The sequence below is a fragment of the Nonomuraea insulae genome (genome assembly GCF_042656245.1).
Genome location: NZ_JBHSPA010000006.1, coordinates 455,723 through 481,600, shown reverse-complemented (window position 1 = coordinate 481,600; position 25,878 = coordinate 455,723). Strand labels below are relative to the sequence as shown.

General features: G+C 68.3%; 21 protein-coding genes. 7 read left to right on the top strand and 14 right to left on the bottom strand.

All coding sequences use genetic code 11. From position 1 onward, the window contains the following. Positions 1 to 461: 461 nt before the first annotated feature. The 3 genes from ACFPZ3_RS05015 to ACFPZ3_RS05005 form a co-directional block, all read right to left on the bottom strand. A complete protein-coding gene (locus ACFPZ3_RS05015; RefSeq protein WP_379512743.1) occupies positions 462 to 1,517 on the bottom strand; it encodes a threonine aldolase family protein in 1,056 nt (351 codons plus the stop codon). A gap of 1,202 nt (positions 1,518 to 2,719) precedes the next feature. Further along, positions 2,720 to 3,679, bottom strand: a complete 960-nt coding sequence (locus ACFPZ3_RS05010; protein ID WP_379512742.1) for a D-alanine--D-alanine ligase family protein — start codon at positions 3,677 to 3,679, stop codon at positions 2,720 to 2,722. A 147-nt stretch (positions 3,680 to 3,826) separates the two neighbouring features. Beyond that, positions 3,827 to 5,152 carry an aminotransferase-like domain-containing protein gene (locus ACFPZ3_RS05005; RefSeq protein ID WP_379512741.1) on the bottom strand — a complete coding sequence of 442 codons (1,326 nt, stop codon included), beginning with the start codon at positions 5,150 to 5,152 and terminating at the stop codon, positions 3,827 to 3,829. 179 nt (positions 5,153 to 5,331) lie between these two features. Between ACFPZ3_RS05005 and ACFPZ3_RS05000 the strand changes: the two genes are divergently transcribed. Then, on the top strand, positions 5,332 to 5,949 hold the full coding sequence (locus ACFPZ3_RS05000) for a GNAT family N-acetyltransferase (protein ID WP_379512740.1): 618 nt from the start codon (positions 5,332 to 5,334) through the stop codon (positions 5,947 to 5,949). 86 nt (positions 5,950 to 6,035) lie between these two features. On the opposite strand, the gene trxA is transcribed toward ACFPZ3_RS05000, so the two are convergent. From trxA to ACFPZ3_RS04960, 8 genes are all read right to left on the bottom strand, one after another. After that, entirely contained in the window at positions 6,036 to 6,350 is a 315-nt protein-coding gene (gene trxA / locus ACFPZ3_RS04995) for a thioredoxin (protein ID WP_379512739.1), read from the bottom strand. 10 nt (positions 6,351 to 6,360) lie between these two features. Beyond that, entirely contained in the window at positions 6,361 to 7,293 is a 933-nt protein-coding gene (gene trxB / locus ACFPZ3_RS04990) for a thioredoxin-disulfide reductase (protein ID WP_379512738.1), read from the bottom strand. Between the two features lie 148 nt (positions 7,294 to 7,441). Next, entirely contained in the window at positions 7,442 to 8,344 is a 903-nt protein-coding gene (locus tag ACFPZ3_RS04985) for an anti-sigma factor family protein (RefSeq protein WP_379512737.1), read from the bottom strand. Next, the gene (sigM, locus tag ACFPZ3_RS04980) at positions 8,341 to 8,970 is read right to left on the bottom strand and encodes an RNA polymerase sigma factor SigM (RefSeq protein WP_379512736.1); all 630 of its coding nucleotides are present in this window, start codon (positions 8,968 to 8,970) and stop codon (positions 8,341 to 8,343) included. Before sigM ends, ACFPZ3_RS04985 begins: the two co-directional genes overlap by 4 nt. Before the next feature lie 15 nt (positions 8,971 to 8,985). Then, positions 8,986 to 10,509: a protein kinase family protein gene (locus ACFPZ3_RS04975; protein WP_379512735.1), complete on the bottom strand. Its 1,524-nt coding sequence runs from the start codon at positions 10,507 to 10,509 to the stop codon at positions 8,986 to 8,988. 167 nt (positions 10,510 to 10,676) lie between these two features. Continuing rightward, positions 10,677 to 12,281: a murein biosynthesis integral membrane protein MurJ gene (gene murJ, locus ACFPZ3_RS04970; protein ID WP_379512734.1), complete on the bottom strand. Its 1,605-nt coding sequence runs from the start codon at positions 12,279 to 12,281 to the stop codon at positions 10,677 to 10,679. After that, positions 12,278 to 14,395, bottom strand: a complete 2,118-nt coding sequence (locus ACFPZ3_RS04965) for a DUF6049 family protein (RefSeq protein ID WP_379512733.1) — start codon at positions 14,393 to 14,395, stop codon at positions 12,278 to 12,280. The genes murJ and ACFPZ3_RS04965 overlap by 4 nt, the downstream gene beginning before the upstream one ends. Positions 14,396 to 14,445: 50 nt before the next feature. Then, entirely contained in the window at positions 14,446 to 14,970 is a 525-nt protein-coding gene (locus tag ACFPZ3_RS04960; RefSeq protein ID WP_379512732.1) for an aminoacyl-tRNA deacylase, read from the bottom strand. 154 nt (positions 14,971 to 15,124) lie between these two features. On the opposite strand from ACFPZ3_RS04960, the gene ACFPZ3_RS04955 reads away from it, so the two are divergent. Next, positions 15,125 to 16,525, top strand: coding sequence for a CCA tRNA nucleotidyltransferase (locus tag ACFPZ3_RS04955; protein WP_379512772.1), 1,401 nt, complete (start codon positions 15,125 to 15,127; stop codon positions 16,523 to 16,525). On the opposite strand, the gene ACFPZ3_RS04950 is transcribed toward ACFPZ3_RS04955, so the two are convergent. Further along, positions 16,505 to 17,791 (bottom strand): MFS transporter, encoded by a 1,287-nt coding sequence (locus tag ACFPZ3_RS04950; RefSeq protein WP_379512731.1) that lies wholly within the window; start codon positions 17,789 to 17,791, stop codon positions 16,505 to 16,507. The genes ACFPZ3_RS04955 and ACFPZ3_RS04950 overlap by 21 nt on opposite strands. A 95-nt stretch (positions 17,792 to 17,886) precedes the next feature. Between ACFPZ3_RS04950 and idi the strand changes: the two genes are divergently transcribed. Continuing rightward, positions 17,887 to 18,471, top strand: a complete 585-nt coding sequence (idi, locus tag ACFPZ3_RS04945; RefSeq protein ID WP_379512730.1) for an isopentenyl-diphosphate Delta-isomerase — start codon at positions 17,887 to 17,889, stop codon at positions 18,469 to 18,471. A 53-nt stretch (positions 18,472 to 18,524) separates the two neighbouring features. On the opposite strand, the gene ACFPZ3_RS04940 is transcribed toward idi, so the two are convergent. Continuing rightward, entirely contained in the window at positions 18,525 to 19,604 is a 1,080-nt protein-coding gene (locus tag ACFPZ3_RS04940; protein ID WP_379512729.1) for an inositol-3-phosphate synthase, read from the bottom strand. A gap of 13 nt (positions 19,605 to 19,617) precedes the next feature. Further along, the gene (locus ACFPZ3_RS04935) at positions 19,618 to 20,208 is read right to left on the bottom strand and encodes a PadR family transcriptional regulator (RefSeq protein WP_379512728.1); all 591 of its coding nucleotides are present in this window, start codon (positions 20,206 to 20,208) and stop codon (positions 19,618 to 19,620) included. 79 nt (positions 20,209 to 20,287) lie between these two features. On the opposite strand from ACFPZ3_RS04935, the gene ACFPZ3_RS04930 reads away from it, so the two are divergent. From ACFPZ3_RS04930 to ACFPZ3_RS04915, 4 genes are all read left to right on the top strand, one after another. Continuing rightward, positions 20,288 to 20,728 carry a DUF5318 family protein gene (locus ACFPZ3_RS04930; RefSeq protein WP_379512727.1) on the top strand — a complete coding sequence of 147 codons (441 nt, stop codon included), beginning with the start codon at positions 20,288 to 20,290 and terminating at the stop codon, positions 20,726 to 20,728. A gap of 136 nt (positions 20,729 to 20,864) precedes the next feature. Continuing rightward, positions 20,865 to 23,450: a transglycosylase domain-containing protein gene (locus ACFPZ3_RS04925; protein ID WP_379512726.1), complete on the top strand. Its 2,586-nt coding sequence runs from the start codon at positions 20,865 to 20,867 to the stop codon at positions 23,448 to 23,450. Next, positions 23,447 to 24,766: a glycosyltransferase family 87 protein gene (locus ACFPZ3_RS04920; RefSeq protein WP_379512725.1), complete on the top strand. Its 1,320-nt coding sequence runs from the start codon at positions 23,447 to 23,449 to the stop codon at positions 24,764 to 24,766. Before ACFPZ3_RS04925 ends, ACFPZ3_RS04920 begins: the two co-directional genes overlap by 4 nt. Then, a complete protein-coding gene (locus ACFPZ3_RS04915; protein WP_379512724.1) occupies positions 24,763 to 25,827 on the top strand; it encodes a mannosyltransferase family protein in 1,065 nt (354 codons plus the stop codon). Before ACFPZ3_RS04920 ends, ACFPZ3_RS04915 begins: the two co-directional genes overlap by 4 nt. Positions 25,828 to 25,878: the final 51 nt, after the last annotated feature.

The following is a 25,878-nucleotide window of genomic DNA, read 5'->3' as shown; positions in this document are numbered from 1 at the left end:
GTACGGCACGCAGGCAGGCCAACGTGTTTCACGTGAAACAAGGTCGACGTAGGGAACGCACACAGGCGAGCACGCTCCACGTGAAACACAGGGTCGGCGTGGGATGCGCAGGGAGGCGAGCACGCTCCACGCTCCACGTGACCAGGGTCCGCGTGGGATGTGCAGGCAGGCCCACCGCGCTCCACGTAAACAAGGTCGGCGTGGGGAACACGCACAGGCGAGCACGCTCTACGTTCCATGTGAACAGGGTCGGCGCGGGATGTGCAGGCAGGCGAGCACGCTCCACGTGAACAGGGTCGGCGTTCTGCGCGCAGGCGAACGCGCTTTATGTGAAACGAGGCTGGCGTGAGGGTGCTCGGGGGAGTGTGTTTCACGTGAAACATGGATGGCGTGGAGCCGGGGACGGTCGCGTTTCACGTGAAACATGGGGAGTGGGCGGAACGAAGACGGACTGCTTGTGGCTAGACGGAGGCGGCGGTGGTTGCTTTGTGGATGTCGTCGAGGAAGTCGTCCACTTGCTCTGGCGTAGTGTCGAAGGCGGTCATCCAGCGGACGGTGCCGGCGGTCTCGTCCCAGTAGTGGAACAGGTAGCGCTGCCGGAGGGTCTCGGCGGCGGCGGGTGGGAGCTTGGCGAAGACCGCGTTGGATTCGACGGGGTAAGCCAGGGAGACGCCGGAGAGATCTGCCAGGCCGTTGGCGAGCCGGGTGGCCATCTGGTTGGCGTGTGCCGCGTTCTGGAGCCATAGGTCGTCCGTCAGGAGGGCCGATAGCTGCGCCGAGATGAAGCGCATCTTCGAGGCGAGTTGGAGAGACTGGCGGCGCAGGAACGGAACGGCGTGCGCCAGCGACGCATCCAGTACCACTACGGCCTCGGCGGCCAGGGCGCCGTTCTTGGTGCCGCCGAAGCTGAACACGTCCACGCCGGCGTCCGTTGTGATGGCCTTCAGATCGCAGTCGAGGTACGCGGCGGCGTTGGCCAGTCGGGCGCCGTCCACGTGGAGACGTAGCCCCGATTCGTGGGCCGCTTCGGCCAGGGCGGAGATCTCGGCGGGGGAGTAGCAGGTGCCGAGTTCCGTGACCTGAGAGATGGAGACGACCGTCGGTTGGGGTTCGTGGGGGTTGCCGATTCCGCCCAGGCGCGACGTGATGTCGACGGGGCGGAGCTTGCCGTCCTCGGTGGGGATCGTCATGAGCTTCACGCCGAGCAGGCGCTCCGACGCCCCTGCTTCGTGGGTGGCGATGTGGGCGCTGTCGGCACAGATGACGGCGTCGTAGCGGCCGAGCATCAGGGCCAGGCCGACCATGTTGGCACCCGCACCGTTCAGCACCGCGAAACCCTGCGCGCCTGGGCCGAACACTTCCCTGGCCTTGCCTTCGAACGCCGTCGTCCACCTGTCATCGCCGTAGGCCGGCGCGTCTCCTCGGTTCGCGGCGGCCATGGCTTCGAAGATCTTCGGGTGCACGCCTACGTGGTTGTCGCTGGCAAAACTCTTGGGGTACATCGCATCGTTCAGCACACAGTAAGGCTACTTACACCGCCCCAGCCGTCCGCTCCGCCCGCCCGCCCGCCCGCCCGCTCCGCCCGCCCGCCCGGCCGCCTGGTCGTCCCGCCTGGTCGTCTCGACTGTTTATCTGGGTCGTCCCTCTGGGTCGTCCCTCTGGGTCGTCCCTCTGGGTCGTCCCTCTGGGTCGTCCCTCTGGGTCGTCCCTCTGGGTCGTCCCTCTGGGTCGTCCCTCTGGGTCGTCCCTCTGGGCCGTTCGTCTGGGCCGTTCGTCTGGGCCGTTCGTCTGGGCCGTTCGTCTCGGCCGTTCGTCTCGGCCGTTCGCTACGCTCCGGCTGGCCATCTGGGCTGTCCGCCTGGGCTGTCCGCCTGGGCTGTCCGCCTGGGCTGTCCGCCTGGGCTGTCCGCCTGGGCTGTCCGCCTGGGCTGTCCGCCTGGGCTGTCCGCCTGGGCCGTTCGTCGGGGTCGTTCGTGTCGGCTGGTCGGTCCGGCCGTTCGTCTGGGGTGTTCGTCGGGGTCGTTCGTGTCGGCTGGTCGGTCCGGCCGTTCGTCTGGGGTGTCTGTCTGGGCCGTGCATGGTGGCCTCACTGCCCTTGCCGCCAACACGGCGGTTTGCCCTCGTAACTTGGCTCGCCTGACTCGGCTCAGGTTGTCGTCGGTCCGGCCGCTCGACTCAGATTGCCGAGGCGTCTGCTCCTATCCGACCCGATTGCGCTGGGCGCTCATTTCTTAGGCGTCAGTTCCGTTCACCCACGCGCCGTAGGCCACGTCGCAGGCGTCGGTTGTCCGTCAGAGCGGCTGCCCGCTTGGAGTGCACGACACTGTGAGCCGGCGGTCGTGGAGCGCTCGGTGCGTGCTGAGGGTCGCTGAGGTCTTTCCGCCGGAGTTCGGTAGGACATGGCTGCGGTGTGGCGACTGGCGCTGGGCACGACCCCGGCGCGCCCGGCACGACCCCCCGGTATGAGGGGTGCCGCGGGAAAGGCTGGAGCGTTGCAGTCGTACGAGGAACGGGGGCTGTCCAGCTCATGGATCCCATCCCCGCCCACGTGCCCTCGGGCGGTGGCGGATCCCGCCCACTTTCCCTCGGCTGGTCCCGGGCGCGTGCGGTGGGGAGGTTCGTGCACACGTCCTTGGAGGTGACGCGCCCCTCACCCAAGAAACTCACCGACCGGCAAGAGCCCCGCGCCAAAGCAAACGGCACCGACGAGGAGCAGAGGCTAGGAGGTGTGGAAGCGGTTGGCGGCGTTCTGGAGGAGGGTGCGGCAGAGGTCGCCCAGGTCCTGCCCGGCCGCCTCGGCCGCCATGGGCAGGAGGGAGGTCTCGGTCATGCCGGGCGCCACGTTGACCTCCAGGAAATGCGGCGCCCCCTCAGCATCGACGATCAGGTCGGTACGGGAGATGTCCCGCAACCCGAGCGCCGTGTGAGCCTTCACCGCGGTCTCAGCGCAGGCCGCGGCCGCATGGGCGGGAAGGCGGGCGGGGGCGAAGAACTCGGTGTGGCCGGCGGTGTAGCGGGCCGCGTAGTCGTAGACGCCCTCGTCGGGAACGATTTCGACGGCGGGCAGCGCTACGGGACCGCTGCCGAGGTCGACGACGGAGACCGCCACCTCGACGCCCTCCACGTACCGCTCGATGAGCGCCGTGTCGCCGTACGCGAAGCAGCCGACCATCGCGGCGGGCAGTTCCTCGGCGGTGCGGACGAACGAGGCGCCGAGCGCCGAGCCGCCGCGGGCGGGCTTGACGAACAGGGGGAGGCCGAGGCGTTCGATGATGCGCCCGAGCACCACCGTGGCGCCGAGGTCGTGGAACGTCTCCTTCGGCAGCGTGACGGACTCGGGGGTGCGCAGGCCGAACGAGCGGACGACGCCCTTGGCGGTGGGCTTGTCGAAGGCCACCCGGCAGACGTCGGGGTCGGCGCCGACGTAGGGGACGTTGAGGAGTTCGAGCACGGTACGGATCGCGCCGTCCTCACCCGCGCCGCCGTGCAGGGTCACGAACACCGCGTCCGGCGGGTCGGCCAGGATCGAGGGCACGAGGGAGGCGTCGGTGTCGCGGGCCTCCACGTCGACGCCCGCCGCGCGCAGCACCTCGCTGACTCTGCGACCCGAGCGCAAAGACACCTCTCGCTCATAGGAGAGGCCTCCGGCCAGCACGAGAACGTGGCCCAGATCGCTCATCACATCTCCTCCGCTGATGGCACGCTGTCCAACCGTACCGGCGACAATGGTGGGGGATGTACGGGAGGTGCTTTCCGCAGGCGATCCCACCCCAAAACGAAAGAATCGGTGGACCGGAGGCGCCGGCCCACCGATTCGTACGGTACGTCAGGCCAGGTCCGGACCTGGTGTGTCCACGCCCTGATGGTCACGGGCGGATGCCGTCCCGAACGTGTCCCTGAGCTGCATCTCCTGCTCGATCACCCCGGCCAGCCGGCGCACGCCTTCGCGGATGCGGTCGGGCTCGGGATAGCAGTACGACAGCCGCATGTGCCGGGCCCCGCTGCCGTCGGAGAAGAACCCGGTCCCTGGCACGAACGCCACCCGCTCGGCCACGGCCCGCGGCAGGATCGCCTTCGAGTCGAGCCCGTCGGGCAGGGTCGCCCACACGAAGAAGCCGCCTCCAGGTCGGGTCCATGTGACCTCGGGCGGCATCAGCGATTCGAGCGCGTCGAGCAGCGCGTCGCGGCGCTCCCTGTAGAGCTCCCTGAACGTTTTGATCTGCTCCCGCCACGGCTGCGTGGCCAGGTATTGGCCCACGGCGAGCTGCGTGAACGAGGAGTGCGACAGCACGGCCGACTCCATGGCCAGCACGAGCTTGTCGCGGATGGCGTGCGGGGCCAGCGCCCAGCCGACGCGGAAGCCGGGGGCGAGGGTCTTGGAGAACGACCCCAGGTAGACCACGCCGTCGGGGTTGTCGGCCCGCAGGGCGCGCATGGGCTCCCCGTCGAAGCCGAGCAGTCCGTACGGATTGTCCTCGATGATGAGGATCCCGGCCCGCTGGCAGATGTCGAGCACCTGTTGCCGGCGGGCGATGTTCAGCGTGACGCCGCCAGGGTTGTGGAAGGTCGGGATCGTGTAGAGGAACTTGATGGGCGCCCCTGCCGTCTCCAGCGCGTAAATGGTCTGCGCCAGCGATTCGGGCACGATGCCCTGATCGTCCATAGCGACATGGACCACTTTGGCCTGATAGGCGGAGAACGTACCCAGGGCTCCCACGTACGAGGGGCCTTCGGCCAGGACCACGTCGCCCGGGTCGATGAAGATCCGGGTCATCAGGTCGAGGGCCTGTTGCGATCCGACGGTGACGACCACGTCGTTCGCCCCGGCGTTGATCCCCTCCAGCCGCATGACCTCGCAGATCTGCTCACGCAGATGCGGGTCACCCTGGCCGGAACCGTACTGCAGCGCGACGGGGCCGCGCCGGGTGACGAGGTCGGAGACCAGCTCACCGACCATGTCGAGGGGAAGAGCCGTGACGTACGGCATGCCGCCGGCGAGCGAGACCACCTCGGGCCTCGACGCGACGGCGAAGAGAGCTCGAATCTCGGAGGCGACCATCCCGGTAGCTCGCGCGGCGTACCGATCGACGTATGCGTCGATGCGCGACCCTTGGGTCGCGGGTGTCTGACCGTGATCCAGCTCTTCCGTCACGGCCCACCTCCTAGGGGTGTCATATAGGGACTGAAATACCAGATTACGCTAGACGGACATGTCGCCCGTGACGGGGCTCGACCGTCGTGGTGTCCGCTCGCGACATCTTCACTGGGCTACCATGCCACCTGTAGACGCGGTTTTCGCGCGCTTTTCCGGGTCAACGATAGGGGCCGTAGTTGTCGCGCCGGCTGGTCAACATAACCCTGGACAATGTGGAAGATCTTCCGCACCGCTGCCGACGGTGTGTGTTCTGGGAGCTCGATCCCGTCAATGGCGAGCGTGCGCTGGACGCCGGCGACACGGGCCTGGAGAAGGAAGCCTGGATCTCCGGCACCCTGCTGGAGTGGGGAAGCTGCGGGAAGATCGCCTACGTCGACGGGGTGCCCGCTGGGTTCGTGATCTACAGCCCGCCGCTCTACAGCCCGCGTTCCGTCGCCTTTCCCACCTCGCCGGTCAGCGCCGACGCGGTGTTGCTGATGACGGCGCACATCATTCCCGAGTTCTCGGGTGGTGGGCTGGGGCGGATGCTGATCCAGGGGGTCGCCAAAGACCTGACGCGGCGCGGGGTGAAAGCCATTGAGGCTTTCGGGGATCTCAAGTGGGAAGAGCCCAGTTGCGTAGTACCGGCGGAATACTTGCTCTCTGTGGGGTTTAAGACTGTCCGTCCGCATTTGAGATTCCCGCGGCTGCGGCTGGAACTGAAGAGCGCCGTCTCGTGGCGTGAGGACGTCGAGGTGGCCTTGGAACGCCTCCTCGGGTCCATGAGCCCGGAACGCGCCCTACGTCCCGTCTGACGGCCACTCAGGGCCGCACATGCGAAAGCCCCCCGCGACCGCAGGGGGCTTTCGACGGGCCAGGCGCGCCACCGTTCGGGGGCGTGCTAGATGATGCCCTCGAGCTCGCGCAGCAGCATGGCCTTCGGCTTGGCGCCGATGATCTGCTTCACGACCTCGCCATCCTTGTAGACGTTCATCGTGGGAATCTGGAGCACACCGTACTGGCGCGGAACCTCGGGGTTCTCGTCGATGTTGAGCTTGACGATCTCCAGCTTGTCGCCGTGCTCATTGGCGATCTCCTGGAGGATGGGCGAGACCTGACGGCACGGGCCGCACCACTCTGCCCAGAAATCGACCAGTACGGGCTTGTCGCTCTTGAGGACCTCGGACTGGAAAGTGGCGTCGGTGACAGCCTTCACGGTGCGCTCCTTACTTCTCGTTGTCGGCGAGCCAGCGCTCGGAGTCGAGCGAGGCCGCACAGCCGGTGCCGGCCGCGGTGATGGCCTGGCGGTAGGTGTGGTCCACCACGTCACCGGCGGCGAACACGCCGTCGATGTTGGTCGCCGTGGTCGGGGCGGCCACCTTGATGTAGCCGTTCTCGTCGAGGTCGATCTGGCCCCTGACCAGCTCGGTGCGGGGATCGTGGCCGATGGCCAGGAACAGCGCGTCGGTCGCCAGCTCGCACTCCTCGCCGGTCTTGACGTTGCGCAGCTTCACGGCCTCGACCTTGGTGTCGCCGAGCACGTCGGCGACCTCGGAGTCCCACTCGAAGCGGATCTTCTCGTTCGCGAGCGCCCGATCCTGCATGATCTTGCTGGCCCGCAGCGAGTCGCGGCGGTGCACCACCGTCACCATGCGCCCGAACCTGGTCAGGAACGTGGCCTCCTCCATCGCGGTGTCGCCGCCGCCGACGACCACGATGTCCTTGTTGCGGAAGAAGAACCCGTCACAGGTCGCGCACCAGGACACGCCGTGACCCGACAACCGCTTCTCGTTGGTCAGGCCGAGCTCGCGGTAACCGGAGCCCATGGCCAGGATGACCGACTTGGCGTAGTAGGTCTCGGTGTGGGTCTTGACGACCTTGGGGTTGGCCCGCAGGTCCACCTCGACGACGTCGTCCGCCACCAGCTCCGCACCGAAGCGCTCGGCCTGCTTGCGCAGGTTGTCCATGAGGTCGGGGCCCATGATGCCGTCGGGGAACCCGGGGAAGTTCTCCACGTCCGTGGTGTTCATGAGGGCGCCACCCGCTGTGACGGAGCCTTCGAAGATCAGGGGCTTGAGTTCGGCGCGCGCGGAGTAGACGGCCGCTGTGTAGCCCGCTGGGCCGGATCCAATGATGATCACGTTACGAACGTCGCTCAACGCTCCACGCCTTCCTCGTCTGCTGTTGCCACCGGCGTCAACAGATCCTAGGCCGCCGTGATTCCCCGCCCTACCAAGCAACGCCCGTAGGACGTCACCGGCAAAACGAAAGAGCCCGCCGAAGCGGGCTCTGACGCGGGCTTTACTCCTACCAGCGGCCCAGGGCGGGCTTACGCAGGTTCCTGCAGTTGAACGGATCCACGACGTCGATCCGGACCCTCTTGGTGGCCTGCTGCTTCCAGGAGGCCACGATGAGCGCCTCCTGCCCGTTGTACTGCCCCTGGTCCACCGCGAACACGTCGAGCTTGGACCGGTTGGAGACCGTGTTGACGCACTTGGCGACCTTGTCGGCGTTGTTGGAGTCGCCGAGCATGATGGGAGCGGGCGCCAGGAAACTGCCCAACTCCGTCCGGAGCTCCGGATCGCTGTAGTTGTGGTTGCTGTCCGTCAGCGCGTACGCCCGTGGCTTGACCCTGCCCAAGGTCGCGCTCCGCGACGGCACCGATGTCTGTGCCGGCAGAGCCACCGATCCCGCGCCGCCGTCACCGCCACTGGCCAGCAGGTTGGTGGAGGCCACGGCCGTGCCGACCACGACGGCCGCCGCCGCGGCCGCGACCGCGGGCATCGCCCATCGGCGCCGCCGTACGGTACGGCTCCGCGCCGGGACGACTGTGCCGTCGTCGGAGACCACGCCGAGGCGCACCGGCTCGGGGACGTTGTCCGGACCAGAGGCTGCCTCCTGCCGCTCCCACGGGGAGTCCCGCATGAGCTCATCCCAGTCCGGTGTTTCCACGAGGCCGACACCCCCGCCACGCCGGGACTCCGCCTCGGCGGCCAGGGCCTTGTCGATGCGCAGTGCGACACCCATCGGCATAGCCGGTGTGGGGGTCGCCGCCAGCACCTCGCGAACCGCCGCCAGGTCAGCCAACCGCTCCCCACAGGGGTCGCAGACCGCGAGATGCTCGCGGACCTGGCGTGCCATGCCGACGTCCAGGAGACCCTCTGCCAACTCGGCGAGGATTTCCAGATCGTAGTGCGTATCACCCGTCACGAAGTTCTGTCTCCCTTCGCGGATGAGACGCGATTGAGGTCTGTTCGGTTCCGCAGATGCGAAAGAATTGGGGCAAGTTTCGCGCGTCCTCGGGCACAGCGGCTCTTCACCGTGCCGCTCGGCACTTGGAGCACCTGAGCTGCGTCTTCGACCGAATAGCCCATCATGTCCACCAGCACCAGCGCCGCACGCTGATCGGTGGGCAACATTTTGAGAGCAGCCGAAACCTCCATCGAGACCTCTCGCTCGACGGTCTGGTCGGGGAGCGGGGTCTCGCGCTCCGCGGCCTCTATGAGCTCGTCGTCGGCGACCGGACGTACGGATTTCCTGCGCATGCGGTCGAGGCAGGCGTTGACCACGATCCGATGCAGCCAGGTGGTCACGGCCGCCTCGCCGCGGAAGGTGGCGGCCTTGCGATATGCGGAGACGAAGGCATCCTGCACGGCGTCGGCGGCCTCGTCGGGGTCACCGAGCGTACGCAGGGCGACCGCCCACATGCGGTCGCGGTGCCTCTTGACGATTTCACTGAAGGCGTGTGGATCCCCGTTGATATGCGCGGTCAGCAGCTCGGCGTCTGTGACCGCCGGCCGCTCCGCTGCTGAAGGTGTCTCGGGTGGGGAGTTCACAAGAGAGTTTCCTGGTTATGCCGATCCGGGAGAGTGCACCACTACCTCATAGATGGTGCCATGAAAAGTGCCCTCATCCGTCGGAACGCGCGTAAACCAGATCAAAACGTACTGACCGGTGGCCGCCTGTTCAGGGGAGAGAGTGGTCTTACCTGCTGCGTTCTTCTCGGTGGCCACGGTTTTGAGCGAGTCGAGGTCGGGGGAGTCGCCCACCTTCAGCTCGACGGTCGCGCCCGGTGCGTTGGACAGCGTAGCCACCACGTCGCTGATCTGCATGGACTTGCCCATGTCGAGCAGCAGGCCCACCCCGTCCTTGAGGCGGCCCAGGTCGGCGCTGGTGTAGGTCTCGGTCTTCCACAACGTGCTCGGTTTGCCGTCGATGGCCAGCTTCGCCATGTCGGTCTTCTCGTCGCCGTCGCCCAGCGGGTCGAAGCCCTTGGCCTTCTCGGGCTTGACCGCCTGCGCCTCCGCTGAGGCCGAGGTGGAGGCCTTGGGGCTGGCACTGGTCGTCTGGGACGCGCCCGGGCTGCCCAGGCTGCGGCCGATCGTCCAGGCGCCGACACCCACGGCGGCGATGACGAGCAGCACCACCAGCGTCATCAGCACCCGGTTGACCGTGCTGCCGCCGCCACCGCCTGAGGTGCGGCGCGGCGGGGGAGGGGGCGGTAGCTGGGGAGCGGGGGACCTCTGCCGGTGGGCGACGTCCAGGCCCTCGGTGTGCGAGGCGGAGGCCACCGCGGGGGTCGAGGGGTAGGAGATCGGAATCGGCATCGGCCTGGCCACGTCGGCCAGCGCCTCGGCGACCTCGGACGGGGTGGACAGCGGGCTCTGGCCCCTGCGCGCCTCGGGCAGGCACGCCCGCACGGTGACCGTGTCGAGATAGCTGGGCACCCCGGCGGTGACCTGCCTGGGCGAGCAGAAGTGGCCGTCGATCATGGGGGCGGCCGGCAGGCCGCCCTCCTCCTCGTCGCCCGGCCAGTGGCCGGTGAGGCCCGCGTACAGCAGCCGGCCCAGGCCCTCGGCGTCGTCGAGGGCCGGTTGGTCGGTGGTGAGGCCCCACATCGTCGCGTCCACGGCCACGCCGAGCACCTTGACGGTGCTGCCGCTCGTCCACACCAGGTTCGAGGGGCGCAGGCACAGGTGATAGAGCTGCGCCTCGTGGGCGTGCGCCAGAGCCTCGGCGGCCTCGGCGACCAGCCCGGCCGCGCGCTCAGGCTCCAGCGGCCCGGAGGCCAGCAGGTCGGTCAGCGTCTCGCCGGTGACCCACTCGCTGACGACGTAGGCGTGCTGGTCGTCCTCGGCGGCGTCGAACACCTGCGTCAGGCGCGGGTCGGTCAGCCTGCTCGCGGCACGGGCGGCCGTGACGACCTCGTGGACGCGGGGGAAATCAGGGGAGAAGGTGTGCACGGCCACGGGCCGGGCGAGGATCTCGTCTATGGCCTTCCACAAAGTGGCGCCGTCGGACTCGCTGACGCGATCTTCGAGCCGGAAGCGCTCGGCTAGACGGGTGCCGGGTTCGACGGCCGACGTGCTGCTCACTGGCTCACTCCGCTTGGCCGATCGGACGTGCTCATGATTCGACTAACCTGCGCGGTCGTGTCCCACGAAGGCACGTTATGCCGGGTAAATCCGCCCACGCCCCTCCTGCTTCCATTTCGCGCGTGTCGGGCTCCATGCTAGTGCCGTGTGGATTCCGCCCGCGTTCTTTACCGACCTACCCGCCTCGCGACCATCCCAACGAGCGAGTTGACCTCCGGGATGCGCATTCTGTGGGCCACGCCGAGATAGAGCAGCAGTCCGAGTCCGCCGCCGACGGCCAGCACGATCACCGAGTTGAGGAAGTCGAGCCCGCCGAACACCGCCGTGAACACCCAGACCGCCGCCAGCGCCAGCACGGCCGTGGGCAGCGCGGCGAGGTACATCCTGGTCAGCGCCATGCCGATGGCCCAGCCGTCCAGCCCCTGGACCCGGCGGCCGGCCAGCCACCAGGCCAAGACCGCGCCGAGCCCGAACGCGATCGCGTACGCCAGAGCCAGCCCCATCACCGCGTAACGGGGCGGCAACATCGCGTAGAACAGCAACATCAGCAACGCGTTGACCGCCGTCGTGCCCGCCCCGACGAACACCGGCGTACGGGTGTCGCCGAAGCTGTAGAAGACCCGGAGCAGGAGCTGGAAGACCGCGAACGGCACCAGCGCCAGCCCGTAGACCTGCAGCACGTTGCCGATGTAGACGGCGTCGGCCACGCTGTTGGCGCCGTGGCCGTAGATGGGCACGGTGACCGCCGGCCCGAGCACCATGAGAAGCAGCGACACCGGCACCATGAGCGAGCAGACCAGCCGTACGCTCGACGCGAACTCGGCCCGCACGTCACCGAACCGCCCGTCGGACACCGCCCGGCTCATCCGCGGCAGCATGGCGGTGATCACCGAGACGCCGATGACGCCGTACGGGAGCTGGAAAAGCTGGAACGCCAGCGTGTACGGGCTGATGCCGTGCCCCCTCACGGCGTCGCCCGCCGAGCTGGCCAGGTTGGTCGTGAGCATGAAGCCGGCCTGGGTGACCACCGCGTAGCCGATCGTCCAGATGCCGGCCTTGCCCATCTCGCCCAGCCGGGCGTTGCGCAGGTCGAAGCGGGGCATGAAGACGAACCCGACCCGCCGCAGCGCCACGATCAGCACCGCCGCCTGGGCCACGATGCCGGCCGTGGTGCCCAGGCCGAGCAGCGCCAGGTCGCCGGTGGTGACCTGGGCGATGTCGTTGCCCGAGCCGACCACGGCGTAGAGCACGAACACGACGATGACGACCACGTTGTTGAGCACGGGGGCCCACATGGGCGCGCCGTAGCGGTCGCGGGTGTTGAGGATGGCGCCGGCCACCGCGCCGATGCCGAAGAAGGCGAGCTGCGGCAGGATGAAGCGGGCCAGCATGACCCCGACCTCGAACTGCCTGCTGCCCGGGGCCCAGGAGGTGTAGAGGTCGATCAGCAGCGGCGCCGCCAGCACGGCGATCACCGCGACCAGGCCCAGCGCGATCGTGGCGATGGTCAGCAGCCGCTGCTCGTAGGCCCGGCCGCCGTCCTCGTCGTGCTGCTGGGCCCGGATGATCATCGGCACGATGACACTGCTCAGCACGCCCAGGAGCAGCAGGTCGAGGATGCCGTAGGGAATCGCGTACGCGGCGTTGTAGGCGTCGCCCAGCAGCGCCGTGCCGATGGCGTAGGCCAGCACCATCGTCCGCACGAACCCCGTGACCCTGGAGACCATGGTGCCCGCCGCCATGATGGCGCTGGCCCGAAGCATGCGGCTCATACGGTCTCACTCTCTCGGGTCTTGGCCCGCGCGACTCTGCGCTGCGACCGGCGCCGCAGCAGCCGCGTCACCACGGCCGCGAGCATCACGGTCAGCGCCGCGCCCACGATCACCAGGGCGATCCCGGTGTAGCCGGTCGTGCGGATCGTCAGCCTCTGCGGCTCGCCGTACGGCTGCCCGTCGGAGGTCTTGAGCTGTACGGTCACCGTCGCGTCACCGCTGGTGTCGGGGGCGGCGATCATCGGCACCTGCACGGTGCCGATCTGCCCGCCGCCGATCGGCAGCGGATCCTCCTGCGGGAAGGTGACCGTCAACAGCTCGGGGTTGTTCGACTTGACGTCGATGAAGAGCTGGATGGGGGCGCTCAGTGAGTTCTTCACGCTGATGGGCACGACGCCGTTGCTGCCCGCGAGCGTACGCGGCCGGTCGGGCCCCGACCCCGTGATCTTGATCAGCTCGGTCCTGGCCTTGACGGCCGAACCGACCAGCTTGGTCACCGAACGGCCCACGCGCGTGTTGTTGCGCCAGGAGGAGGAGGTCAGCCGCAGCACCGCCGCGTCGAAGCTGGACCGCGTCTTCTGCGTCGTGACCAGCGCGGTGAGCTGCGACTTCGACCAGGCGTCCCGGACCGGCTTGAGGTATTTCTCCGTCAGCTCCTGTTTGCGGTCCTGCTCGGTGTAGGTCAGCCCGGCGCGCGGGACGGACGCCTTGCTCGGCTTGATCGACTCCAGTGTGGCGAGCTGCAACCACGGCAGCCGGCCGGCGGTCTTCATCAGGGCGGTGACGAGCGTCGGGTTGGGGTCCCAGCGCCGCGAGGGGGCGACGACCAGCGACCTCGGCGTGCTCTGGCCGGGCTCGGTGGAGATCATCGCGGTCTCGGCGATGAAGCGCTGCGTGCTGAGCACCACGGACGTGCTGGAGGCCGGCTCGAACAGGCTGGTCAGCTCGGCGTCCGCGACCAGCGCGGTGACGGGGCCGCCGACCGAGTCGAGCGTCGTGGCGGCGTCGGGCGTGGCGGTGACGGGCGTCTGCGGCGGCAGGTTGGTGGCGTTGAGCAGGACCGTGTTGACCTTGCTCACCGACAGCAGGTCGAGCGCGTCGTCGTCGAGCACGCCGGCCGCCGGCCAGTTGATGTTCGTCTTGGCGTTGCGGTTGATCAGCGCTCTGGCCGTCTGGCCGCCCAGCTCGATCGCCCGTCCGGTCTGCGGGTCCAGCCCCTGGTGGGCCAGCGCCGCGACGTCGGGATCCGCGTAGGGGACCGCGACCACGGGGGAGGAGGCCAGTGAGGTGCGCATGGTCGTCAGCCACTGGGAGGCAGCGGCGCTGGCCGGCTTGGTCTCCTGGCGGTCCTTGACCTTGACCTTGTAGCCCTTGGTCATCGTGTTGAGGTCGTCGAACAGCGCCGGATCGACCACCCAGGTGGTGGTGCTCGGCGCGGACTGCGCGATGCGGGCCAGGTCGGCCAGGCGGCCCCGGCCGGTGATCGCCTGGCTCAGCTTGTCGTCCACGAACACGGCGTCGTCGGTGGCCCGGCGCGGCTGGTCGATGACGGGCAGCGCGATGGCGAGCTTGTTGCGCGGCGTCTTGGGCACCGTCGGCGGCGCGTACGTCAGCAGGGTCCGCTGCGCCGTGATCGGCCCCCCGCCGTATTGGGAGATGTCGACGGCGATGGGATAGACGCCGAACTCGCGCAGCCCGAGCTGCACGGGCGTCGCGATCATCTCCCAGCGCGCCGTCCCGCCCACGTCGAGCGGCGGGATGTCCATGAACGAGTTGCGGGTGGAGACGTTGAACGGCAGCGTCGCGACGTTCTGGTCGGCCAGGTAGGTCGCCATGGTGGCGCGGTCGGTGAACTTCTGGGCGGTGTAGCGCAGGCGCACCCGCAGCCCGGCCATGGCGGCGCCGGTGTCGTTGCGGACCGTGCCGGAGATCTTGATCTCGTCGGACTGGCCTTTCGGCACCTCCGGCGTGATCGAGGTGATCGACACGGACAGGGTCTGCCTCTTCGCGGCGGCACTCGCCTCGGAGGCAGCCGCGCCCGGCGCCGCCGCCACCACCATGGGGGCGAGCAGCGCGGCGGACAGCGCGGCGAGCAGCGTGGCCTTACGGATCACGCGGATGCCCGGGCTTGACTACGACGACGCACGCCCGCAATGGTACGGGTTCAGTGCCGTCGCGCGACCGCCCCACGTGATCCTCTTGGACGTGAGCCTCGTAGGTCGACCATCTTGCCCGGCAGGACGGTCAGCAGGTCCAGCGCACGCATGGACAGCGCCGTGTGCCGCTCACCGGTGGGGGCGAAGATCGGTTCGTCGTTCACGAACAGCCGGTCGTCGATGAACATGGGCACCGAGTCCGGCAGCAGCAGCGGGCACACCAGCCCGTCGGCGTAGTCGGTGGCCGCGTTGACGACGTGGGCCGGTGCGGGAAGCACCTGGCGCGCGCCGAGCAGCGCTTCGACCGCTCCCTGCCTGGGGGGAGCGGAGACGGGGGAGGTGACCGCGATGACGACCTCGCGGCCGACCCTGGTGGTGACTTCGAGCACCGTCACCATCAGACACCTCTCCGGTGCCGCGGAGACCGTCTCCGGCAGCTCTTCCGCGCATGTCATGGGACGCGGAAGGCGTACGATCTCATGATGGACCTGGTGTGCGAGGAGCCAGCGATGGATCGCGAGGGCGTCCTTCATATAGTCCTCCTTGCCTCATTCCAGTGCCCCCCGACGGTCCCTTGACCGACGGTAACCCGGACCTGGTGTGGCTCGGGGGATATGTTCCGGAAGCGCACAAGAAGGCCGACTCAGTTTGTCCGACTCAACTCTGACCGAAAGCCAGCAGCAGGCCATGAACGACCTGTTCCGCAAGATCGCCCCGGTGGCCGACGAGCTCGGCCGTCTGTTCGCCGAGCAGGGCCATGAGCTGGCCCTTGTCGGCGGCCCCGTACGCGACTTCTTGCTCGGCCGCATCGGCAACGACCTCGACCTGACCACCGACGCCCACCCCGGGAGGGTGCTTGAGATCGTCAGGGACTGGGCCGATTCCGTATGGACGATAGGCATCGACTTCGGCACGGTGGGCCTGCGTAAGGGTAGCTGGCTGATCGAGATCACCACCTACCGGAGCGAGTCCTACGACCCCAAGTCGCGCAAGCCGGAGGTCATGTACGGCGAGACGCTGGAGGCCGACCTGGAGCGGCGCGACTTCGCGGTCAACGCGATGGCGGTCCGCCTGCCGGGCCACGAGTTCGTCGACCCCTACGGCGGCATGGACGACCTGCGCGCCAAGGTGCTGCGCACGCCGGGCACCCCCGAGCGCTCCTTCGACGACGACCCCCTGCGCATGCTCAGGGCCGCCAGGTTCGCCTCGCAGCTCGGCTTCGCCGTGGACGGGCACGCGGTGTCGGCGATGAGCGCGATGGCCGACCGCATCGAGATCGTCTCGGCCGAGCGCATCCGCGACGAGCTCGACAAGCTGATCTGCGGCCTCTACCCGCGCGAGGGCCTGCGGCTGCTGGTGGAGACCGGGCTGGCCGCGCACGTGCTGCCCGAGCTGCCCAAGCTGCGCCTGGAGATCGACGAGCACCACCGGCACAAGGACGTCTACGAGCACTCGCTGACCGTGCTCGACCAGGCCATCGCGCAGGAGGAGGACGGCAAGCCCGACCGGATCCTGCGCTGGGCGGCGATCATGCACGACATCGGCAAGCCCAAGACGCGCCGCCACGAGGCCGGGGGGCGGGTGTCGTTCCACCACCACGAGGTGGTGGGGGCCCAGATGACCAAGAAGCGCATGACCGAGCTGAAGTTCCCCAAGGACGTCGTGGCCGACGTCTCCCAGCTGGTCGAGCTGCACCTGCGCTTCCACGGCTACGGCACGGGCGAGTGGACCGACAGCGCCGTGCGCCGCTACGTCCGCGACGCCGGTCACCTGCTGGACCGGCTGCACAAGCTGACCAGGGCCGACTGCACCACGCGCAACAAGCGCAAGGCTTCGGCGCTGTCGCGTACCTACGACCAGCTCGAGGAGCGCATCGCCAAGCTCGCGGAGGAGGAGGAGCTGGCCAAGATCCGGCCCGAGCTCGACGGCAACGCGATCCAGCGCGTGCTCGGGGTCGGGCCGGGGCCGATCGTGGGGCAGGCCTACAAGTTCCTGCTCGAGCTCAGGCTGGACAAGGGCATGATCGGCGAGGAGGCCGCCACCGAGGCGCTGCTGGAATGGGCCCGGTCAAACGACCTGGGAACGTGAGGGCGCGGTGATCATCCGGTAGACGATCGCCGCGACGGGGTAGCCGACCGCGATGATCACCACGGCCGCGTAGGACTTGCCGTTCGCCGGCAGGATCATCGCCGACAGGCCCGCGGCGAGCACGTACATGCCGTTGAAGAGCATGTCGTAGATCGAGAAAGCGCGGCCCCGGTAGATGTCCTCGACGTCGCGCTGGACGGTCGTGTCGGCGCAGATCTTGACGCTCTGCCCGGCCAGCCCCAGCACGAACCCGGCCACCGGCAGCCCCCACTCCTGGAACGGCAGCACCAGCACCGCCGTCAGCACTCCGGCCGCGACCAGCGCGATCTGCACCCATCGCTCGATGCCGAACCGCTCGGTCGCGTACGGGGTGATGATCACGGCGAGGAAGGTGCCGACACCGGCGGCGGCCACCACCAGGCTGATCCCGCGCAGCGCCGCCTCGGCGTCACCGCCGGTGAAGTAGTAGCGGTAGAGGATGATGCCGAGCGCGGTGCACATGCCGAACAGGAAGCGGTGCGTGGCCATCGCGCCCATCGTCGCGGCGGCCACCCGATGCCCCAGCAGGTGCTTGGTGCCGTCGGTCAGGCCGGTGAGCACGTTGCGCAGCTCCTGGCGCGCCTGCGGCAGGTCGGGGTCGGACCACGGGCCGAGCAGCCGGCGGTCCATCGTCCGCGCCACCAGTGCGCTCAGCGTGAACATCACGCCGGAGATGACCAGCAGCAGCGCCACGCCCATGTCCTCGCCGCCGAGGACCTCGCGCAGCAGGAACCCCACGCCCGCGCCGATGAACGTGGCCACCGTCCCCGAGGTGGGGGTGACCGCGTTGGCCGCGATCAGCCGCTCGGGTGGCACCACGTGCGGCAGCGAGGCGCCCAGCGCGGCCAGGAAGAACCGGTTGACGCCGAGCACGGCCAGCGCCGCGGTGTAGAACACCGCGTCGGGCACGTCGGCCGCGACCAGCCCGGCGGCCAGCAGCAACAGCACGCCGCGGACCAGCGGCGCCACCATCAGGATCTGGCGGCGCGACCAGCGGTCGATGAAGACGCCGACGAAGGGGCCGAGCACGCTGTACGGCAGCAGCAGCACCGCCAGTCCGGTGGCCACCTGAAGCGCGGTCGTCTGGCTCTCGGGGCTGAAGAAGGCGAATCCGGTGACCCCGAACTGGAAGATCCCATCAGAGAACTGAGAGACCAGCCGGGTGCCGAACAGCCGCCTGAAGTCCCTGCCCCGCAGGACCACACGGAGATCGGCGACAAAAGACACGGGCACAGCCTAGCTCCGCGCCCGTCGTTCGGTATCCTCCGGAGGTTGGTGAAACAGGTTCCGAGCGGGCGCCATGATCTCGTACGCTTCATAGCGTGACGACTGAGGAACACGTTGTGCTGGTAGACCGTGACGGTCACGCACTCGGCACCGCGCCCAAGAGTTCGGTGCACGGCCGCGAGACCCCCCTCCATCTGGCGTTCTCCAGCTACGTCTTCGACCAGGAAGGCCGCGTGCTGCTCACCAGGAGGGCGGACCACAAGATCACCTGGCCGGGCGTCTGGACCAACAGTTGTTGTGGTCACCCCCTGCCGGGCGAGGCACTGGACCGCGCGGTCGTCCGCCGCCTGTCCTACGAGCTGGGGTTGAGCGTCGAGGGCGCCGACCTCATGCTGCCCTCCTTCTCCTACCGCGCCGCCATGGCCAACGGCATCGTCGAGCACGAGCTCTGCCCCGTCTACCGGGTCATGGTGGACTCTCCGGTCGCGCCCAACCCGGAGGAGGTGGGGGAGACGCGGTGGATGCCGTGGAAGGAGTTCGAGGAGGGGACGCGCAACGGGCTCCTGGCGATCTCGCCGTGGTGCAAGGAGCAGGTTCCGCTCCTGACGGACCTCGGCTCCGACCCCCTCACCTGGCAGCCGGCCTCCCCGGCGGCCCTCCCCGCGGCCGCCCGCCCCTGAAACGACAACGGCGCCGCACCCCCGGTCAGGGATGCGGCGCCGTAAGGGAGCGATCAGCGCTCGACCTCACCCCGGATGAACTTCTCGACGTAGTCCCGAGCGTCATCGTCGGAGAACTGCTTCGGCGGCGACTTCATGAAGTACGAGGAAGCCGACAGAATGGGCCCCCCGATCCCCCGGTCGAGCGCGATCTTGGCAGCCCGGACCGCGTCGATGATGATCCCCGCCGAGTTGGGCGAGTCCCACACCTCCAGCTTGTACTCCAGGCTCAGCGGCGTGTCACCGAACGACCGCCCTTCCAGGCGTACGAACGCCAGCTTCCTGTCGTCCAGCCACGGCACGTGGTCGGACGGCCCGATGTGCACGTCGGCCTTGCTCATCTCATGGGGGATCTGCGAGGTGACCGACTGCGTCTTGGAGATCTTCTTGGACTGGAGCCGGGTGCGCTCCAGCATGTTCATGAAGTCCATGTTGCCGCCGACGTTGAGCTGGTACGTGCGCAGCAGCTCCACCCCGCGGTCCTCGAACAGCTTGGCCATCACCCGGTGCGTGATCGTGGCCCCGACCTGCGACTTGATGTCGTCACCCACGATCGGCACGCCGGCCTCGGTGAACTTCTCCGCCCACACCGGGTCGGAGGCGATGAAGACCGGCAGCGCGTTCACGAACGCCACCTTCGCGTCAATGGCGCACTGCGCGTAGAAGCGGTCGGCCTCCTCCGAGCCCACCGGCAGGTACGACACCAGGACGTCGACCCGGTTCTCCCGCAACACCTCGACCACATCGACGGGAGCCTCGTCGGACTCCTCGATGATCTCCCGGTAGTACTCACCCAGGCCGTCGAAGGTGTGGCCACGCTTGACCGTCACTCCCGTGGGCGGCACATCCGTGATCTTTATGGTGTTGTTCTCGCTGGCGACGATCGCCTCGGAGAGGTCGCGGCCGACCTTCTTGGCGTCCACGTCGAAGGCGGCCACGAACTCGACGTCGCCGATGTGGTAGTCGCCGAACTTCACATGCATGAGGCCCGGGACCCGTGTGTCCGGGTCCGCGTCCTTGTAGTAGTGAACGCCCTGGACCAGCGACGACGCGCAATTGCCGACACCGACAATGGCCACGCGAACCGAACCCATCGCACTCGCTCCCTTACTCATCAGTTGACGTGGTATTTCTTTCGGGCCCGTCCTCTGACGAGGCCCGACGCTCTGTTGCGATCAGCTCGTTCAACCAGCGCACCTCGCGCTCGACGGACTCGAGCCCGTGACGTTGCAGCTCGAGCGTGTAGCTGTCGAGTCGCTCCCTGGTGCGGGCCAATGCGGTGCGCACCGCGTCGAGCCGCTCCTCCAACCGGCTGCGCCGGCCCTCGAGAATGCGCAGGCGCACCTCGGCCTCGGTGTGGCGGAAGAAGGCGAAGTGCACGCCGAAGCTCTCGTCCTCCCAGGCGGAGGGACCGGCCTGTGTCAGCATGTCCTGCAGCCGTTCCTTGCCCTCGGCGGTCAGCTTGTAGACGATCTTCGATCTGCCGCCGACGATCGCGGCGGGAGCGGGTTGCTCCTCCGCGATGAGGCCCTCGGCCAGAAGTGATCGCAGACAGGGGTACAGCGACCCGTAGGAGAACGCACGGAACATCCCCAGCAGGGCGTTGAGCCGTTTGCGCAGCTCATAGCCGTGGAGCGGCGTCTCGTGCAGTGACCCGAGCACGGCCAGCTCCAAGACCCTGCCTTGTCCGCTGACCATGGGAACCGCCCCCTCTCGCGTCGATGTATCGAGCCGATACATCCCGAGGATACGTCGAGCCGCTATATGCCTGCAATCTATGAATCTGCCAAGGCGTTGGGATGAACCCGCAAAACGCCGTAGTCTGGCGCTCATGTGGTCACAGAGAAGGGTGGTGGATTACGGCCTCGCGAAACGGGCGGTGGTCCGCTCCCTGCACACGGGGCGTGCCTCGCGTGGCGACATCTGTGACGCACAGCCCTACCTCCTTCGCGCGGCGCGCCATTTCGGCGAGCCGACCGAACGCCTCTGCCCGGTCTGCGAAAGGGAGAACGTCACCAACGTGACCTACGTCTACGGCGATGCGCTGGGACGGCATGCCGGTCAGGCGAAGGTCACATCGGAACTCGTCTCGATGGCTCATGATTACGATGAGTTCCGGGTGTACGTTGTCGAGGTCTGCCAAGGTTGTTCCTGGAATTACCTGACGGTTTCGTACGTCCTCGGGAACGGACCGCCTGACCTCGTCGGCCAAGCATGAAGACCGAGGGCGGCGAGAAACCTCACGCCCAACCGCCGTTATTGTTCCGACGACGTTGCGAGGACGTGTGAGTAACAGCATGAATGAGGGGACGGGTCGCCCGGGGAGGCGCCGTCGCTCCAGCTCATCCCGTTCTTTGCCCCAGGGTCCCGCGCCCCAAACCGGGGAGTCGGGCTGGGGCGCGGCGCAACCGCCGCCACGTCGTGCGGAGGCCGCGTACGAGCAGACCGGCGCCATGGCCGCGCAGCCGCACGACGAGTCCGGTCCCCGCCGCGCCGAGCCGCGGCGGAGCCGTGCGGAGCACGGGCAGGAGCCGCCGCCGCGCTCGCGGGCCCGGCAGGACCGGCAGGACACGCGCACGGTGGGTAACCAGGAGACCATGGTCAGCGACGCGCCGAGGCGCTCGCGCCGGCGCGGCTCGGGGCAGCCCCCCGAACCTCCCGGTCCGCCGACGAAGAAGGACGGCGACGGCCGGGGCGGCTGGCGCAGGTTCGTGCCGAGCTGGAAGATCGTCATGGTCAGCGCCGTGGTGCTCACGGCCGGCCTCTTCGGCATGATCATGGTCGCGTACGCCAACACCCCGGTCCCGACCACGGCCCAGGCCGACGCGACGGCCCAGCAGAGCACCATCTACTACCGCGACGGCAAGACCGTCATCGCCAAGCTCGGCTTCAAGCGCGACAACGTCGGCATCACCGAGATGGCCGAGAGCGTCAAGGACGGCGCGGTGGCGATCGAGAACGACACGTTCTACGAGGACTCCGGCATCTCCATCTCCGGCATGTTCCGCTCGGCGTGGATGACGGCGACCGGGCAGCAGCTCCAGGGCGCCTCGACGATCACCCAGCAGATGGCCCGCGGCTACTACGACGGCCTCAGCCAGGAAGTCTCCATCAAGCGGAAGATCATGGAGATCTTCGTCGCGGTCAAACTCGACGAGACGATGTCCAAGGAGGACATCCTCGCGACCTACCTCAACACCGTGAACTTCGGCCGGGCCTACGGCGTCGAGGCCGCCGCGAAGGCATACTTCGGCAAGAGGGCCACGGCCGCCAAGCTGACCCCCGAGCAGGGCGCCTACCTCGCCGCGCGCATCCAGCAGCCGAACTGGGCCCCCGACGACCCCGGGCTCAAATACCGCTTCAACCAGGTCATCAAGAACATGGCCGAGATGTGGCCGCAGAAGTACGGCCAGCTCCCGCAGACCGCCAAGTTCCCCAAGACGCTGAAGAAGGTCGAGGACGACAGCATGTCCGGCCTCAACGGCTACATGGTCGAGGAGGTGCTCAAGGAGCTGGAGACGCGCGGCCTGACCCGTGAGGCGGTCAAGAGCGGCGGCTACGACATCGTCTCGACCTTCGACAAGAAGCTCATGAAGGCCGCGCAGGTCGCGGTGAAGAGCACGATGCAGGCGAACAACCTGTCCACCGAGTACCACGGCGGACTGGCCGCGGTGGACCCCAAGAACGGTCGCGTGCTGGCCTTCTACGGCGGTGACGACGCTGTCACCGACCCGTGGAACGAGCCCTTCCAGTCGACGAAGCAGGCCGCGTCCGCGTTCAAGCCGTACGTGCTGGCGGCCTGGCTGCAGGCCGGTTACTCGCTCAAGAGCTTCGTGCCGGGCAACCAGACGGTCCCGAAGGAGCTGCCGGGCCAGCAGCAGGGCGGCTTCGGCAACAGCCACAACGTCGGCGCCGCCGTGGACGTGGTCAAGGCCACGGCCCAGTCGGTCAACACGGCGTACGTGTCGATGGCTTTCGCGCTGCCGAACAAGCTCGACGACGTCAAGAACCTGACCGAGGCCGCGGGCTTCAACCAGCAGCGCATGGAAGACGACGTCAAGGTGCACCACTACCAGTTCGCGATCGGCAGCGCGCTGGTGACACCGGTGGAACAGGCGGCCGGCTACAGCATCTTCGCCAACGGTGGCAAGTACACCCGCTACCACGTGGTGCGCCAGGTCAAGCAGAACGGCGAGGTCGCCTTCGGCGAGCAGACCACGTCCAAGTCGGTCATCGACGCGGGCGTCGCCGCCGACGCCACGATCGCCATGCAGGAGGTGCTCAAGACGGGCACCGCGGCGGGCAAGGGCCTGGGCACCAGGCCGGCCGCCGGCAAGACCGGCACGAACAACGACGAGAAGGAAGCCTGGTTCGTCGGCTACACACCGCAGATCTCCACCGCGGTCGGCTTCTACCGCGAGCAGTGCGTGACCAAGACCGGCAAGACCGTGGCGCCCAAGCACTCCAACTGCCCGTGGGCGCGCGGGACCAGCAAGAAGTACACCCCGCAGAAGCCGTACACGACCTCCAAGGAAGTGTCGCTCGGTTTCGAGGGCGCGGGTCCGCCCACGATCGCCTGGCAGAAGTTCATGCAGCTGGCGCACGAGGGGCTGCCCGTCGAGCAGTTCCCGGACCGGGCCGACGTCGGGTCGGCGGAGAACATCGTGCCGAGCCCGGCGCCCAAGCCGACCCCGACGCCGAGCGCGGACGACAACCCGTTCGACGCCGACAACCCGTTCGATGACGGGAGCGGCAACGAGGACTGCCTCATCGACTGTGACAACGACAACGGCTCCGTCCCCGACGGTGAGCCGAACATCGACGACGGCGGCGGCGTCCCCGACACCGGCGGCGACGTGGGGCTCGCGGGCCCTGGCTCCGTTCCAGAACCGAGATCCAGCGGGTCACGGCCGATGTCCACCAGGCCAGAGGACCAGTGACGAGCACGGAGGCACGCGTCCCCTGGGTGGCGCGTGCCGTTCCGTACCTGCCCCTGGGGTTGTTCGCGCTGCTGGGGGCGAGCCTGGCGTACGTGGTGCGCCTGCCGTGCCGTACCGGCGGCTGGAACGACCAGGTCACCACATACACGAACTTCTGCTACACCGACATCTACCCCCTCTACTTCGACCGGCAGCTGGCCACCCAGAACCCGTACTTCGCCAACGTGCCGTTCGACAAGCAGGTCGAGTACCCGGTGGTGCTGGGCGAGGTCATGCAGGTGATCGGCTGGCTCTCGCGGGCGCTGGAGCGCGACCAGGTCGCGCAGGGGGTGCGCTTCTACGACCTGACGGTGATCCTGCTCGGCCTCAGCCTCGTGGCCGGTGTCCTGCTGATGGCCGCGGTGGCCGGCCCGACGCGGCGCTGGGACCCGCTCTGGTACGCGATCTCGCCCGCGGTGGTGCTGGCCGCCTACATCAACTGGGACCTGGTCGCGGGCGCGCTGTCCATGGGCATGCTGCTGGCCTGGAAGCGACGTCTGCAGGTGCCGGCGGGAGTGCTGCTGGGGCTGGCGATCGCGACCAAGTTCTATCCGCTGATGTTCGTGGGCGCGTTGTTCCTGCTGACGTTGCGTACGGCGCGATGGCGGCCGTTCCTGATCACCATGGGGTCGGCCGCGGCGGCGTGGCTGGCGGTGAACCTGCCGTTCATGATCTTCGCATGGGACGGCTGGCGCAGGTTCTACGTCTTCTCCCAGGAACGCGGGGTGGACTGGGGCTCGGCGTGGCTGTTCTTCCAGAACAAGGGCTGGCCGATCCTGGGCGACGGCGACGTGAGCACCCTGGGCATGGCGGCGCTGGTGATCATGTGCGCGGGCATCGCCGCGCTCACGCTGGCCGCGCCGCGCCGGCCCAGGCTGGCGCAGATCTGTTTCCTGGCGCTGGCCGCGTTCATGATGACGAACAAGGTGTGGTCGCCGCAGTTCGTGTTGTGGCTGGTGCCGTTCGCGGTGCTGGCCAGGCCCAACTGGAAGTCGCTGGTCCTGTGGCAGCTCGCCGAGATCTGGTACTTCGTCGCGATCTGGCTCTACCTGCTCACCGAGCAGCTCGGGCGGGACGACCTGGGCATCGGGGACAACACATACTTCACCGCCGTCTGGGGGCGGATCATCACCATCGGGCTCATGATGGCGTTCGTGGTGCGTGACATCCTGCGTCCGGAGAAGGACGTGGTACGCCAGGCCGACATCGACGACCAGGCCGGAGGTGTCTTCGACAAGGCTCCCGACCGGTTCACCCTGGCCTCCCTCGTCAAATGATCACTCGCTCGACCGGGCGGGACGCGCTGCTGCTCTGGTTCGGCTCGCGCGCCGGGCTGCTGGTCGCGACGTTGCTCGGGGCGACGCTGGCCGAGTACGCCGACAGGTGGCGCAAGTGGGACGCCACGCTGTTCATCACGATCGCCCAGTACGGCTACGACGGCGAACCGGGCAGGCCGCCGGACGACGGGCTGCCCGCCTTCTTCCCCGGGCTGCCGGCGGCGCTGCGGCTCGTGCACCTCGTGGTGCCGGACTGGGCGGCGGCCGGGTTGCTGGTCTCGCTGGTCGCGGGGGCGGTGGCCATGATGGCGCTGGCCAGGCTGGCCGAGGTCGAGGGCGCCTCGGGCTGGATCGCCGTGCTGGCCGTGCTGTTCTTCCCGATGGCGGTGTTCCTGTCCGCGGGCTACAGCGAGTCGCTCTTCCTGGCCTTCGCGATCCCCGCCTGGCTGGCCGCCCGGCAGGGGCGCTGGTCGGCGGCCGGGTTCCTGGCGGCGGGGGCCTCGTGCGTGCGGATCACGGGGTTGTTCCTGGCGATCGCGCTCGTGGTCGAGTTCGTGACGCGCAAGGAGTCGCCGCGGCGGGCGGGGTGGCTGGTGGTGCCGTTCGTTCCGCTGGTGGCGTACTCGTACTACCACTACGGCAGGACCGGTGACTGGCTGGCCTGGAAGCACGCCCAGGAGGCCGGTTGGGGACGTGACTTCGCCTGGCCCTGGCAGGCGTGGCGGACGACCTGGAACTCGGCCATGGGCTCCGGCGACTTCGCCGTGGCCTTCCGGATGGAGATCGCCGGGGCCGTGGTGGTCGTGGCCGGGCTGGTCTGGTTGCTGGCGCTGCGCCGGTGGAGCGAGGCGGTGTACACAGGCACCCAGGCGGCGGCGCTGATGACGTCGGCGTATTACCTGTCGATCCCGCGTTCGCTGCTGTTGTGGTTTCCGCTGTGGGTGCTGATCGCCAAGGTCGCGACCAGGCGGACGTGGGTGATCGTGCTTTATGCCCTTATTTCCGGGCCGTTGATGCTGGTCAACGCCGGTCGGTTCCTCAGCGGCGCGTGGGCGGGCTGACGCCTTACCCACTTTTCCGTCTCGGTAATCCAGGGAAGTTATCCACAGGCT

What these genes read in the sequence shown, in the direction of transcription:
- ACFPZ3_RS05010 (WP_379512742.1), bottom strand. Translation starts at nt 3,679, where the DNA reads ATGAGCGATCTGGGCCACGTTCTCGTGCTGGCCGGAGGCCTCTCCTAT.
- murJ (WP_379512734.1), bottom strand. Translation starts at nt 12,281, where the DNA reads ATGAGCCGCATGCTTCGGGCCAGCGCCATCATGGCGGCGGGCACCATG.
- ACFPZ3_RS04960 (WP_379512732.1), bottom strand. Translation starts at nt 14,970, where the DNA reads ATGAAGGACGCCCTCGCGATCCATCGCTGGCTCCTCGCACACCAGGTC.
- ACFPZ3_RS04955 (WP_379512772.1), top strand. Translation starts at nt 15,125, where the DNA reads ATGAACGACCTGTTCCGCAAGATCGCCCCGGTGGCCGACGAGCTCGGC.
- ACFPZ3_RS04940 (WP_379512729.1), bottom strand. Translation starts at nt 19,604, where the DNA reads ATGGGTTCGGTTCGCGTGGCCATTGTCGGTGTCGGCAATTGCGCGTCG.
- ACFPZ3_RS04935 (WP_379512728.1), bottom strand. Translation starts at nt 20,208, where the DNA reads ATGGTCAGCGGACAAGGCAGGGTCTTGGAGCTGGCCGTGCTCGGGTCA.
- ACFPZ3_RS04930 (WP_379512727.1), top strand. Translation starts at nt 20,288, where the DNA reads ATGAATCTGCCAAGGCGTTGGGATGAACCCGCAAAACGCCGTAGTCTG.
- ACFPZ3_RS04915 (WP_379512724.1), top strand. Translation starts at nt 24,763, where the DNA reads ATGATCACTCGCTCGACCGGGCGGGACGCGCTGCTGCTCTGGTTCGGC.